Source organism: Paenibacillus sp. PL2-23 (assembly GCF_040834005.1).
Taxonomy (GTDB): domain Bacteria; phylum Bacillota; class Bacilli; order Paenibacillales; family Paenibacillaceae; genus Pristimantibacillus.
The window spans coordinates 5,092,663-5,105,408 of sequence record NZ_CP162129.1 but is presented as its reverse complement, the minus strand read 5'-3'; the positions used below and the strand labels follow the sequence as shown (position 1 = coordinate 5,105,408).

13 protein-coding genes are annotated in these 12,746 nt (G+C 56.3%); 12 read left to right on the top strand and 1 reads right to left on the bottom strand.

Annotated features, from left to right (window positions below):
* Nucleotides 1–13: 13 nt before the first annotated feature.
* Entirely contained in the window at nt 14–1,012 is a 999-nt protein-coding gene (locus AB1S56_RS22705; RefSeq protein WP_340870967.1) for a DUF6005 family protein, read from the top strand.
* Nucleotides 1,005–1,865 (top strand): sugar phosphate isomerase/epimerase, encoded by an 861-nt coding sequence (locus AB1S56_RS22700; protein WP_340870966.1) that lies wholly within the window; start codon nt 1,005–1,007, stop codon nt 1,863–1,865. Before AB1S56_RS22705 ends, AB1S56_RS22700 begins: the two co-directional genes overlap by 8 nt.
* Nucleotides 1,866–1,962: 97 nt before the next feature.
* Here the strand turns inward: AB1S56_RS22700 and AB1S56_RS22695 are convergent, their stop codons facing one another.
* On the bottom strand, nt 1,963–2,358 hold the full coding sequence (locus tag AB1S56_RS22695; RefSeq protein ID WP_340871017.1) for a DUF1573 domain-containing protein: 396 nt from the start codon (nt 2,356–2,358) through the stop codon (nt 1,963–1,965).
* Between the two features lie 161 nt (nt 2,359–2,519).
* Here AB1S56_RS22695 and AB1S56_RS22690 point away from each other — a divergent pair, with 161 nt between their 5' ends.
* The 10 genes from AB1S56_RS22690 to sigH all read left to right on the top strand — a co-directional run bounded on the left by AB1S56_RS22690 (nt 2,520) and on the right by sigH (nt 12,562).
* Entirely contained in the window at nt 2,520–3,620 is a 1,101-nt protein-coding gene (locus AB1S56_RS22690; RefSeq protein WP_340870965.1) for a PIN/TRAM domain-containing protein, read from the top strand.
* Nucleotides 3,621–3,786: 166 nt separating this feature from the next.
* Complete coding sequence (ispD, locus tag AB1S56_RS22685) at nt 3,787–4,512, top strand: 2-C-methyl-D-erythritol 4-phosphate cytidylyltransferase (RefSeq protein WP_340870964.1); 726 nt, start codon at nt 3,787–3,789, stop codon at nt 4,510–4,512.
* The gene (ispF, locus tag AB1S56_RS22680; RefSeq protein WP_340870963.1) at nt 4,509–4,988 is read left to right on the top strand and encodes a 2-C-methyl-D-erythritol 2,4-cyclodiphosphate synthase; all 480 of its coding nucleotides are present in this window, start codon (nt 4,509–4,511) and stop codon (nt 4,986–4,988) included. The genes ispD and ispF overlap by 4 nt, the downstream gene beginning before the upstream one ends.
* 361 nt (nt 4,989–5,349) lie before the next feature.
* On the top strand, nt 5,350–6,810 hold the full coding sequence (gltX, locus tag AB1S56_RS22675) for a glutamate--tRNA ligase (RefSeq protein ID WP_340870961.1): 1,461 nt from the start codon (nt 5,350–5,352) through the stop codon (nt 6,808–6,810).
* Nucleotides 6,811–7,737: 927 nt separating this feature from the next.
* Nucleotides 7,738–8,376, top strand: coding sequence for a serine O-acetyltransferase (gene cysE, locus AB1S56_RS22670; protein ID WP_340870958.1), 639 nt, complete (start codon nt 7,738–7,740; stop codon nt 8,374–8,376).
* Nucleotides 8,377–8,484: 108 nt separating this feature from the next.
* Nucleotides 8,485–9,894, top strand: coding sequence for a cysteine--tRNA ligase (gene cysS, locus AB1S56_RS22665; RefSeq protein WP_340870957.1), 1,410 nt, complete (start codon nt 8,485–8,487; stop codon nt 9,892–9,894).
* Between the two features lie 131 nt (nt 9,895–10,025).
* On the top strand, nt 10,026–10,373 hold the full coding sequence (locus AB1S56_RS22660; RefSeq protein WP_340871016.1) for a ribonuclease III domain-containing protein: 348 nt from the start codon (nt 10,026–10,028) through the stop codon (nt 10,371–10,373).
* 36 nt (nt 10,374–10,409) lie between these two features.
* A complete protein-coding gene (rlmB, locus tag AB1S56_RS22655) occupies nt 10,410–11,165 on the top strand; it encodes a 23S rRNA (guanosine(2251)-2'-O)-methyltransferase RlmB (RefSeq protein ID WP_340870956.1) in 756 nt (251 codons plus the stop codon).
* 3 nt (nt 11,166–11,168) lie between these two features.
* Nucleotides 11,169–11,690 (top strand): NYN domain-containing protein, encoded by a 522-nt coding sequence (locus AB1S56_RS22650; protein WP_340870955.1) that lies wholly within the window; start codon nt 11,169–11,171, stop codon nt 11,688–11,690.
* Between the two features lie 218 nt (nt 11,691–11,908).
* A complete protein-coding gene (gene sigH / locus AB1S56_RS22645; protein WP_340870954.1) occupies nt 11,909–12,562 on the top strand; it encodes an RNA polymerase sporulation sigma factor SigH in 654 nt (217 codons plus the stop codon).
* The last annotated feature ends 184 nt before the right edge of the window (nt 12,563–12,746 follow it).

The following is a 12,746-nucleotide window of genomic DNA, read 5'->3' as shown; positions in this document are numbered from 1 at the left end:
AGGAGGAAGTGGGATGTTCGGATGGAAGGAGCAGCGAATCAAGGTTCACTGCGTGGTAAGCTGCTTGTGCGAGGTCATCAAGAGGCATAGCGACGTCGACTACCGCCCTTTTTATTTTCACGTGTGGGACTCGGACTTCTCGGTGACGGAAGCGGGCTTGTCCTATTATTCCGAGACGGAGGGGCACGGGGTTTCTATGGAGGCATATGAGCGGCTGTTCGGCATCGGGACGGTTCAGTGGCACGATCCCGGCAAGGAGCCGGAGGCTAATGCGGCGAGGCTGGTGGAGCTCGTGGAGAACGCCCCGCCCCATCGGCATGTCGTGGTGCAAATCGATATGTGCTTGATGCCGAAGCGCGAAAACACATTTAATCTGAATCCGTTCCCTCATTATGTGTTGGTCTATGCCTCGGAAGTCGAGGGCGAATGGTATGTGCTGGACGCGGATATGAAGTGGGAGGGCATGGTCGAGCGAGAGACGGTGCTGCAGGCGCTGATCCGGAATCCGTATCCCGACGGCTTCTATATAGAAGCCGAATCCGTAAGGAGGCCGCGCCCAGAGGAGGTAGCCGCTTATTTCTACGAGAGGCACGCCCCTGAACGCAATGAGCTGGTGGACGGCCTTCGCAAGCTTATTGTCGACATGGCGGCGAATCGTGAGACGCTGCCGCGGCTTGGGGATGCGCTCAAGCAGCTTCATGTCATCGTCATTCGGAAGTATGGATATGATTACGCGCTGATGTATTTCCATGACGAGCTGGATCTCCCGCGCGACAATTACGAGCATTGGGCGCAGCAAATCCGCGATCTGGTGCAGGCGTTCCATACGGTTCAGTACATAGCGGTCAAAATGTCGCTGACCAGCCGCGCCGATATGCTTCCGTCTCTGCTCGATACGCTGGACAAGGCGGAGGCGATCGAGCGGGGAATCAAGCTTGAGCTGGAGCGGGAGCTGAAGCTCTGGCAAGCTCATCATGCCGATGCCCGGGGGGAGCGGTTGATCGATGCTTAATGCCAAGCCGCTCAGGTGCTCGCTGTGCACCATTTCGTTCCGGCATATGCTTGTTTCATTTGACCAGCTGATCGATTTCGCCAAGCTTCATAGGTTCGACGGCATGGAGATATGGGGGACGCACGCCCGTTATTTGTATGCGCAGCGCGGCAGCCAGTCTCGTATGCCGGCGGAGGAAGGGCTTGCCGTATCCATGATTAGCGATTATCTGGATGTGGGGAGCGCTGTCAGCTTCTCCGACACGATTGCCAAGTGCGAGGAGCTTCTGCGCTGCGCGAACTGGCTGCAAGCGGGCAAGCTTCGCACCTTCGCGGGCATGCAGGGCAGCGAGGAGACGAGCGAAGGCGAATTCGAGACGATGGTATGGCAGCTGCGCGTGCTGGGCGACCTGTGTCTGGCGCGCGGCGTCGAGCTGCTTGTGGAGACTCATCCCGGCACGCTGGCTGACAATCTTCATGCGGCCATTCGGCTGATGAGAGAGGTGGATCACGAGGCGGTTAAGCTGAACATGGACTTCCTGCACATATGGGAGGCCGGTGATGATCCGCTGGAGAGCTATGAGAAGCTGGAGGCGTGGGTGGAGCATTTTCATCTCAAAAATATAACCTCACTCGACTGCTGCGGCGTGTTCCAGCCCCATCAGGTGTATGCGGCGAACGGAAGCCGCGCGGGCATGACAGCCCTGCCGGACGGCGCGATTGACTACCGGGAAATCATTCATCGCATTGCGGGGAGCGGCAAGTTCGCCTCGCTGGAATGGTTCGGCGCCAATCCGCTGGAGACGCTGCAGGGGGATATCCGCTGGCTCCGGCATCGGCTGAACCGGGTCGCGGAGGAAGTGAATCAGCACTAATCCCATAGGCTCCATGAGGAAAGCTCCGAAGTCGATAACGGCTTCGGAGCTTTGTTTGGTATGATTCAGGGGTTTGCAGGTATAAGGGATTGGAGCCCTAAGTTAAATTGAACAGGCCTAGCGTAGAGCATTTGTTGTATTCCTCGGAGACTACCTCGTCCAGCTGGATCTGAAGCAGATTGCACATAGCGGTCATATAAAACAGGTTGCGGCCCAGCTCGCTCTTCACAACGTCCTTGCAATGCTCGCACAGCGCGCCGGACAAATGGTTCACCAGCGTTTCCTTCGCTTCCTCCAAGTTCATCTCGCCGGAATAAAGCTGCCTGCTGGCGTTAAGCTCAATACACCCGCAGTCTGTTACTGCCTTCGTTACCGCTCGGTTCACGGACGCGCTGGATTGTCCCAGCTTCGACATGACGTCCAGCAGGCTGCGATGCCGTAATAACAGCTCCGATACTTGCTGCTGGAATTGTTCCATCGTTGGAGCATTCATGGATTCCACCTCATTCACCCACCTTATAGAAGTCATCACCCCCTTATTATAATCCTCCTTAACATCGTTTTCCACAATCCCTAAGATATTGAACATTTTGGGGGCGACCCACGATTAACGATTGAAAAATTGGATCATAATTGTAATGGAGGTGAACCATTATGGTTAGACGAATAATGCAAGCAATCGGGTTGTTGTTCGGCGGTATGGCGGGTAGCGAGGTGCACAGCTGGGTGAACGGCGCGTCTGCATGGGCAGGCTCCTCTTCCTTCGGCATGCTTCAGCAATCCGGCACTTATTACATGAATGTAGCGGTAGGCGCTCTCCTGGGCGTTATGGCGGCTTCAATGCTCGCGGGCCCGGCGATACGACTGATGCAAAAAGGCGTGGAGATGACGGCGGAGATGCCGCTTCGCCAGCTGTTATCGGGATCTGGCGGCCTGCTGGCGGGACTGCTGCTTGCCGTGCTGCTGTACCCGGCTGTATCGGAGCTTGAAGGAGTAGGCGCGCTGCTGCCTGGAGTGATGGCGCTGGCATTCGGTTATTTGGGTCTTCGCATCGGCTTGTCGAAGCAGGAGGAGCTTGCGGACGGCATCTCGGCGCTTGCGGAGATGCAGCGCTCGGCGCCTGCAGCAGAGGAGACGCGCGGATACGAGGAGCATAAAATTCTCGATACCAGCGTCATTATCGACGGGCGGATCGCGGATATTTGCAAGACGGGCTTTATCGAGGGCACGCTGGTCATTCCGGAATTTGTGCTGGAGGAGCTGCAGCATATCGCCGACTCCTCGGATTTGCTGAAGCGCAATCGCGGTCGGCGAGGCCTTGATATTTTGAACAAAATCCAGAAGGAGCTGGACGTGAAGGTGCTGATCTACGAAGGCGACTTCGAGGAGATCGGCGAGGTGGACAGCAAGCTGGTGAAGCTGGCGAAGGCGCTGCGCGGCAAGGTGGTCACCAATGATTTCAACCTGAACAAGGTGTGCGAGCTGCAAGGCGTATCCGTGCTCAATATTAATGATCTTGCCAATGCTGTGAAGCCGGTCGTGCTGCCGGGAGAAGAAATTATCGTTCAAGTGATTAAGGATGGCAAAGAGCATGGGCAAGGCGTTGCCTATCTGGACGACGGCACGATGATCGTGGTGGAGGGCGGCCGCGATTATATTGGAACGACGATGGAGGTGCTCGTGACCAGCGTTCTGCAGACGTCTGCGGGACGAATGATATTTGCCAAGCCGAAGCTGTTGGAAAAAGCGCAGTAACAAGGTATGATAGTACTATTGTACATAGATCGGCATGTCGGCTCCGCTTGTGTCGGAACGGCATGATCCAGGTCTAGGGCAGCGCGCGTACAGGATTTCGGCCTTGCAAGTGCGGAGTGGCCGTTCTTCCCGGCGCGAACTATCGGCTCGGAGGCAGGTTGAGGTCATGGAAGCAAAGTGGGGCGTCGTCATTGTCGCAGCCGGACGAGGCACGCGCATGGGCAAACAGGAGAGTAAACAATATTTGCGCTTATCGGACAAGCCGATTCTCGTTCATACGCTGGAGCTGTTCAACAGGCTGGGCTTTGTGGACGAAATTGCGCTGGTGGTGGGCGAGGACGATATCGAGCGGTGCCGGATGTGGGTCGGCGAATACGGTCTGAGCAAGGTGTCCGCCGTGCTGAGCGGCGGGTCTGAGCGTCAGCATTCCGTGGCGCGCGGCCTGCGGGTGCTTGAATCGGAATGGGTGATGGTGCATGACGGCGTGCGTCCTCTTGTGACGGAGGCTGCGGTGGCGAGCTGCTGCCGCGTTGCTCTGGAGAAGGGCGCTGCCGTTCTTGCCGTTCCGGTGAAGGACACGATCAAGCAGGTGGATGCCGCGGGCGTGATCGTATCGACGCCGGATAGAAGAAGCTTGTGGGCGATCCAGACGCCGCAAGCTTTTCGTCGTGTAATGCTGCTGGAAGCGCATGAGCGCGCGGCGGAGGAGGGCTTCCTCGGCACGGACGACGCGATGGTGGTCGAGCGGATGGGGGCGCCTGTCGCCGTCGCGGAAGGGGACTACACGAACATTAAGATTACGACGCCGGATGATTTGCCTTACGCCGAGTTTCTGCTGGAGCAGCGGCGCGGAGGCGGGGCGTCGAACGGGAGAGGGGAATTAGGCGGATGACCATAAGAGTAGGACAAGGCTTCGATGTGCATCAATTGGTGGAGGGCCGTCCATGCATCATCGGAGGCGTACATATTCCATATGAAAAGGGCTTGCTGGGCCACTCCGACGCGGACGTGCTGCTCCATGCGATATCCGACGCGATTCTGGGGGCGCTAGGGCTTGGCGACATCGGCAAGCACTTCCCTGACACGGATGCCGCGTTCAAGGACGCCGACAGTTTGAAGCTGCTGGAGCGGGTATGGGCGCTGGCGAAGGAGCGCGGCTATAAGCTGGGCAACGCGGACTCCACTATCATCGCGCAGCGGCCGAAGATGCTGCCTTACATTCCGCAGATGGCGGAGATCATCGCCGGAGCGCTGGAGGCCGACGTCAGCCAGATCAACGTCAAGGCGACGACGACGGAGCAGCTCGGCTTCACCGGCCGCGGCGAAGGCATCGCCGCCCAGTCGGTGGTGCTGCTGGTGCAGGCGTAGGCTTGTTGCTGGCTCGGAGGGCGCGCGTTGGAGCGGGATAGACGTTCTGTAAACGTCTAATTTGCTCAGGGGCGCAGTCTTGAGCGAATTAGAAGTGCCAGAAACGTCTAAATGGCGCCGGTGAGCGGGATTTGGCGAATTAGAAGTGCCAGAAACGTCTATTTGCTCGAATGGAGCTCGCCGTGACCAAATAGAATTGCCAGAAACGTCTAAATGGCGCCGGTGAGCGGGATTTGGCGAATTAGACGTGCCAGAAACGTCTATTTGCTAGAATGGAGCTCGCTGTGACCAAATAGACGTGCCACACACGCTTAATGGTGCTACAAACATACATACATACAAATCAAGGAGGAAACCTTATATGACAGCAGAAGTGCGCGTACGCTACGCTCCTTCGCCGACGGGACATTTGCATATCGGTAACGCAAGGACGGCATTATTCAATTATTTGTTTGCAAGAAGCCAGGGCGGCAAATTCATCATTCGTATCGAGGATACCGACGTGAAACGCAATGTGGCCGGGGGCGAGGAGAGTCAGCTGACGTATCTGAAGTGGCTCGGCATCGACTGGGATGAAAGCACCGACGTAGGCGGCGGCTACGGTCCGTACCGCCAGACAGAGCGACTCGATATCTACAGCAAATACTGGCAGGATCTGCTTGACCGCGGCCTTGCTTACCGCTGCTATTGCACCGAAGAGGAACTGGAGCAGGAGCGCGAGGAGCAGCAGGCTCGCGGCGAGACGCCGCGTTACTCCGGCAAGCATCGCGACTTGACGCCTGAGCAGCAGCGGGCTTTCGAAGCGGAAGGCCGCGTTGCGAGCATCCGATTCCGGGTGCCCGCCAATAAAACCTATACGTTCGACGATATGGTCAAAGGCTCCATCAGCTTCGATACGTCGGAGATGGGCGATTTCGTCATTGTGAAGAAGGATGGCATACCGACCTATAACTTCGCCGTGGTGCTGGATGATCACCTTATGAAGATTAGCCACGTGCTGCGCGGGGAAGACCACATCTCCAATACGCCGCGCCAGCTCATGATCTACGAAGCGTTTGGCTGGGAGCCGCCGGTATTCGCCCACATGACGTTGATTGTGAACGAAAGCAGGAAGAAGCTGAGCAAGCGGGATGAATCCATTATTCAATTCATCTCTCAGTATGACGAGATTGGCTACTTGCCGGAGGCGATGTTCAATTTCATTACGCTGCTGGGCTGGTCGCCAGAGGGCGAGCGGGAGATTTTTACGCGTGAAGAGCTAATTCAAGTGTTTAACGCGGAGCGTCTCAGCAAGAGCCCGGCTGTATTCGATACGCAGAAGCTGAGCTGGATGAACAACGAATATATCAAAAAAGCCGAGCTTCCTCGCATCGTCGACATGTGCCTGCCTCATTTGGAGAAGGCGGGCTGCGTTCCGGATGTGCTGGACGCGGATGGCAGGGAGTGGATTTCCCAGCTTGTGGCTCTACATCAGGACAAGCTGCGCAGCGCGTCGGATATCGTCAGCGTGACGGAGCTGTTCTTCCGAGAGAATGTTGTGGACGAAGAGGAAGCGGCAGGCGTGCTTGCTGAAGAGCAGGTGCCAACCGTTCTGCAGGCCTTCCTTACGCTTATCGAGTCGGAGGCGGCACCTTTTACAGTTGACGGTATCAAGGATATGATCAAAGCTGTGCAGAAGGATACCGGCTTCAAGGGTAAAGCGCTGTTCATGCCGATCCGCGCGGCGTTGACCGGTCAGACGCATGGCCCGGACCTGAACCAATCCATCGTTCTGCTAGGCAAGCCTAAGGTTGTGGCGAGATTGAAGCAACGGCTGGCGTAATGAAGATCAAGTGGAAGGGATAAGCACCGAACTTACTTGACCCGCATATCGTTACGTATAGCCACTTGCGCTTTGGCACAATCCGGTATACTATGACTAATAATAAGCAATCGGCAGTGAACAGGAGAAGTACGTTAGGCTAACGGATTCGCAGAGAGGACAACCGACATTTCAAGTGATGCTGCTGACAGCGTCGTCACGGAATGAGGCTGCAAGTTGTCTAGTCCGCCTATTACGGAAACATGCACCTGGGAGCCTTGTCCCGATCCGTTGTCCAGTCAGATGCACGATTTCTGGCGGATGCGAGGTAGGCGGCAACGTAGCGTCTGCGTTAAAGACGGTGAGAGATGAGCGGCTGACTGAGCAAGGGATGCTTGGTGCCTTCCTGAACCAGGCCGTTCAAGCAGAGTGGAACCGCGAGTGTACACGCCTCTGCAGCATACAGATGCTGCAGGGGCTTTTTTTGTAGGCTAGTCACAGCTAGTTTGTGCAACAGCGACACGAGGTGTCGCTATAGCGCCAGCCCACGGTCCTGCGTAGGCGATAACGACACGAGATGTCGCTATGGCGCGGAATGAGCAGTTGGTTTGTGTAACAGCGACACGAGGTGTCGCTATAGCACCAGCCCACGGTCCTGTGTAGGCGATAACGACACGAGATGTCGCTATGGCGCGGAATGAGCAGTTGGTTTGTGTAACAGCGACACGAGGTGTCGCTATAGCACCAGCCCACGGTCCTGTGTAGGCGATAACGACACGAGATGTCGCTATGGCGCGGAATGAGCAGTTGGTTTGTGTAACAGCGACACGAGATGTCGCTATAGCGCGGAATGAGCAGCTAGTTTGTGCAACAGCGACACGAGATGTCGCTACGGCGCCGAAGGGCTTCGGCTGAATAGGGATGGGCAGCATGGAGGGAGAGGTCATTATGCTACGGCAATTGCAGTCGGATGTGCAGACCGTGTTCGAAAACGATCCGGCGGCGCGCAGCCGGTTTGAGGTGATATTCACCTATTCGGGGCTGCACGCGATTTGGGCGCATCGCTTGGCGCATGCGTTATTCAAGAGAAAATGGTTCACGCTGGCGCGGATTATTTCGCAGATCAGCCGATTTATGACCGGCATCGAGATTCATCCCGGGGCCTGCATTGGCAAAAGGCTCTTTATCGATCACGGTATGGGCGTTGTCATCGGGGAAACCTGCGAGATCGGCGACGATGTGGTGATCTATCAGGGCGTGACGCTGGGAGGCACGGGCAAGGAGAAGGGGAAGAGGCATCCCACTATTGGCAATAATGTGGTTATCGGCTCCGGCGCGAAGGTGCTGGGCTCGTTCTCGGTAGGTGATCATTCCAATATCGGGTCCAATGCGGTTGTGCTGCGTGAGGTGCCAGACAACTGCACAGTTGTCGGCAATCCGGGGCGTGTTGTGCGGCGGAACGGAGAGAGGGTTGGCGATCGGCTAGACCATACGCAGCTTCCTGATCCCGTTATCGAGATGCTGAGAGCGATGCAGAAGGAAATTGACGATTTGAAAAATGAGCTTCGAGAAGCCAATCGCGTATAGGGGCTGTGCAGCAGTCGTAATTGCAGCCGTGTGGAGGCCGTCAGCTTTTACCGTTCGCCGTTATCGCAGCTCGAATATCCCAGTACCCATTAGAAGGAGAATTCATTCATGACAGTTTCTATTTATAATTCCCTTACTCGCTCGAAGGAGGCCTTCCAGCCACAGGAGCAGGGCAAGGTGAAGATGTACGTATGCGGACCGACGGTCTATGACTATATTCATATCGGCAATGCGCGTCCGGTTATCTTCTTCGATGTGGTTCGCCGCTATCTGGAGGATGCCGGGTATGAGGTGCAGTATGTGGTCAACTTCACCGATGTCGACGACAAGCTGATTCGCAAGGCGGAAGAGCTGGGTACAACGGTTCCAGAGGTGGCCGAAAGGTTCATCGGGGCGTTCAACGCCGACATCGAGGCGCTTGGCGTACGCAAGGCGACGATCAATCCCCGCGTCACGGAACATATTCCTGACATTATCTCGTTTATCGCGGAGCTTGTCGACAAAGGCTATGCATACGCAAGCGAAGGCGATGTCTACTTCCGGACATCCTCATTCCAAGAATACGGCAAGCTGTCCCATCAAAATATCGAAGAGCTTCAATTCGGCATTCGCGTCGAAATTGGCGAGCGCAAGGAGAACCCGGTCGACTTCGTGCTGTGGAAGGGCGCGAAGCCGGGTGAGATCAACTGGGATAGTCCTTGGGGACCGGGACGTCCGGGCTGGCATATCGAATGCTCGGCGATGGCGCGCCGATACATGGGCGATACCCTCGACATTCACGGCGGCGGCCATGACCTGCAATTCCCGCATCATGAATGCGAAGTGGCGCAGTCGGAATCCGTAACAGGCAAGCCCCTCGCCAATTACTGGATGCACAATGGCTTCGTTCACATAAATAACGAAAAAATGTCGAAGTCGCTTGGCAACGGAATCAAGGTGCATGAGCTCGTGCAGCAGGTGAAGCCGGAGGCTATCCGCTATTTCATGCTGGCTACGCACTACCGGAGCCCGCTGAATTTCAGCGACGACACCATTGCGCAGGCGGAGAACAGCGTGGAGCGAATCGCGAACTGCTATACGAATCTCAAGCATAGGCTGAAGTCGACGACCCACATACAGGGGGAGCAAGCAGCCGAAATAGCGCTTCAGGAGAAGCTGGATGCCATTCAAGCGCGCTTCGTGGCTAAGCTGAATGATGATTTCAGTACGCCGGATGCCATTACGGCGCTGTTCGATCTCGTCTCCGAAGCGAATCATTATATGACAGGCAATGCTAAGGCGGAGGGGCTGCAAGCGCTGCTTGCCGTATTCGACCGCTTCGACAACGTGCTGGGCCTGCTGCCTGGAGAAACGGAGCAGGACCTGCTGGATGAGGAGATCGAGGGTCTGATCGTGGAGCGGACGGAAGCTCGCAAGGCGAAAAACTGGGCGAGAGCGGATGAAATCCGGGACCTGCTGAATGAAAAAAACATCGTGCTTGAGGATACGCCGCAAGGCATCCGCTGGCGGCGCAAATGATGAGGCCGGCGGAGGACGCGCATCCTGGCATCGGGAGCCATTCTGCCCTGGAAGCAGCCGGCGGCAACCCGCTGGCCTTCCACTCCCCGGCCCAGCGGGCGGGGCTGGTTAACCCCGTCGTGCTGGCCTATATGGGCGACGCGGTATTCGAGCTGCTGGTCAGGCAATATTTGATCTCGCTGCCGAACCACAAGCCTCATCATCTGCACAAGGAGGCCACCAAGCTTGTCTCGGCCAAGGCCCAGAGGGCGATACTGGAGAGATGGCAGCCTCATCTGACGGAGGAGGAAGCGGACATTGTGCGCCGCGGACGCAACACGAAATCCGGCGCTCCGCCGAGGAACGCCGATCCTGGTGATTACAGGCACGCGACTGCGCTGGAGTGCCTGGTGGGCCATCTTTATTTTGAAGGCAGGCTGGGACGGATCGGTGAACTGCTCGCCATCGCGCTTGGAGAGCGGGAGCTGGCGGGTGAATAGAAGGTATGCCACAACCAATAAGACAGGAGGACAATTATGTCCGTTGAAATGAATCAAGAGGAGCTTATAGCCGGCAAGCATCCTGTTCTGGAAGCGCTGCGTTCAGGGCGTGAGATTAACAAAATATGGGTAGCCGAGGGCTCGCAGAAAAGCATGACCCAGCCTATCACGGCGGAGGCCAAAAAGCTGGGCATTGTGGTCCAGTTTGTGGACAAGCGCAAGCTGGACAGCATGGCGGCAGGCGTTGCGCATCAGGGCGTGATTGCTCAGGCGGCCGCGTTCGCTTATGCCGAGGTGGAGAATATTCTCGCGGCGGCGAAGGCGAAAGACGAAACGCCCTTCATCCTGCTGCTGGACGAGATCGAGGATCCCCATAATCTGGGCTCCATTCTCCGCACAGCGGAATGCACAGGCGTGCATGGCGTCATCATTCCGAAGCGGCGCGCGGCGGGGCTGACGGCAACGGTGCTGAAGACGTCGGCAGGAGCGGCGGAATATGTGCCGGTCGCCCGGGTGACGAATTTGGCCCAGACCATCGACAAGCTGAAGGAAGCGGGCGTGTGGGTGGCAGGCACCGATGTGAGCGCCAAGCAGGATGTGTACAAGACGAAATTCGATATGCCGCTGGCGATCGTTATCGGCAATGAAAGCAAAGGGATGGGGCGTCTCATCAAGGAGAAATGCGATTTTCTCGTGAAGCTCCCGATGAAGGGGCAGCTCAACTCCTTGAACGCATCCGTCGCCGCCGGCGTGCTGATGTACGAGGTCGTCAGGCAGCGCCGGGAACTGTAGAGCATGAATCGGCGCAATGACGTCCTGCTTGTGGATGGCTACAACATGATCGGCGCCTGGCCGGAGCTGGCCAAGCTCAAGGAGCAGGATCTGGAGGACGCGCGCGACAAGCTGCTGGGCATGCTGGCTGACTATCAGGGCTTTACGGGGATGCAGATTTACGTCATATTCGACGCGCATCAGGTGCCTGGCCTCGGCAAAGCCTTCAAGCAGTATAAGCTTACGGTCGTCTACACCAAGGAGAAGGAGACGGCGGATGAATGTATCGAGAGGCTGTGCAACGAGCTGATCGCGCGGCGGCGCCATCTGTTCGTGGCAACCTCCGATATGATCGAGCAGCACGTGGTATTCGGCAAGGGCGCCCTGCGCCTCTCCGCCAGAGAGCTGCTGGTCGAGATCGTACAGAACCGCAGGCTGATCGAGCAGTCCATCCGGGAGGAGAAGCCGATCCGCCGGAACTCCGTCGATCAGAACGTGAGCCTCGACGTGTGGAGTAAGCTGGAGCGGCTCCGAAGAGGCGAGTAAGCGCATAGCCGCAAGCTTTCATCGTTTTTTCATAGAGTGGCACAAAGTTACAATTTTTCTATAAAATCGATAGTTTTCGGGGCCGGGATTGGTTGACGGTGTAAGGTTACATAATGTATACTGACATCATGTTTCCAGCGATCTTCTTGCGGGAATAACGCAATCCTATAAACTCGAAATCTAGCGCGGCGTACGCCTTGCAGGCCGGAGGGATAGACGTGAGTATCGACCTCAAAGAGTGGAGTACGCTCGAATATGAGTGCAGCGCAGACGAAGACATTGTAGAGGCGGTCCGTCACGGCGACAGCATAGCGCTGGAGTATTTGATTAACAAATATAAGAATTTTGTGAGAGCGAAGGCCCGTTCCTACTTTCTAATCGGTGCAGACCGCGAGGATATCGTGCAGGAGGGCATGATCGGCTTGTATAAGGCGATTCGCGACTTCAAAGGGGACAAGCTGGCCAGCTTCAAGGCTTTCGCTGAGCTGTGCATCACCAGGCAGATCATTACAGCGATCAAGACGGCTACCCGGCAGAAGCATATTCCTCTTAATTCTTATGTTTCGTTAGACAAGCCCATCTATGATGAGGACTCCGACAGAACTTTGCTAGACGTCATTTGCGGCAACCGAGTGTCCGACCCCGAAGAATTGATTATTAATCAAGAAGAATTTGTCGGCCTGGAGGACAAGATGTCCGAGATACTGAGCGATCTGGAGCGCAAGGTGCTGATGCTCTATCTGGACGGAAGATCTTATCAGGAGATTGCCGTGGATCTCGACAGACATGTCAAGTCCATCGACAACGCTCTTCAGCGCGTGAAGCGCAAGCTGGAGAAGTATTTGGAAGTACGCGATTTCGGCAACGTGTAGCGATAGCGATTATAACGGACTGCGGCTTTGTCTCGCTTTTTCGGGGAGGGCTGGCAGTCCGTTGGTTTTAAAGCGCATGTATGAGGCTATACTGGTAGCATCCAATCCGGGATCGCGGTGCCATTATTTCGCAGGGCTCGAAGTCGACATCTTTCGTTGACATGGTGTTAGCGCTGTGATAAAG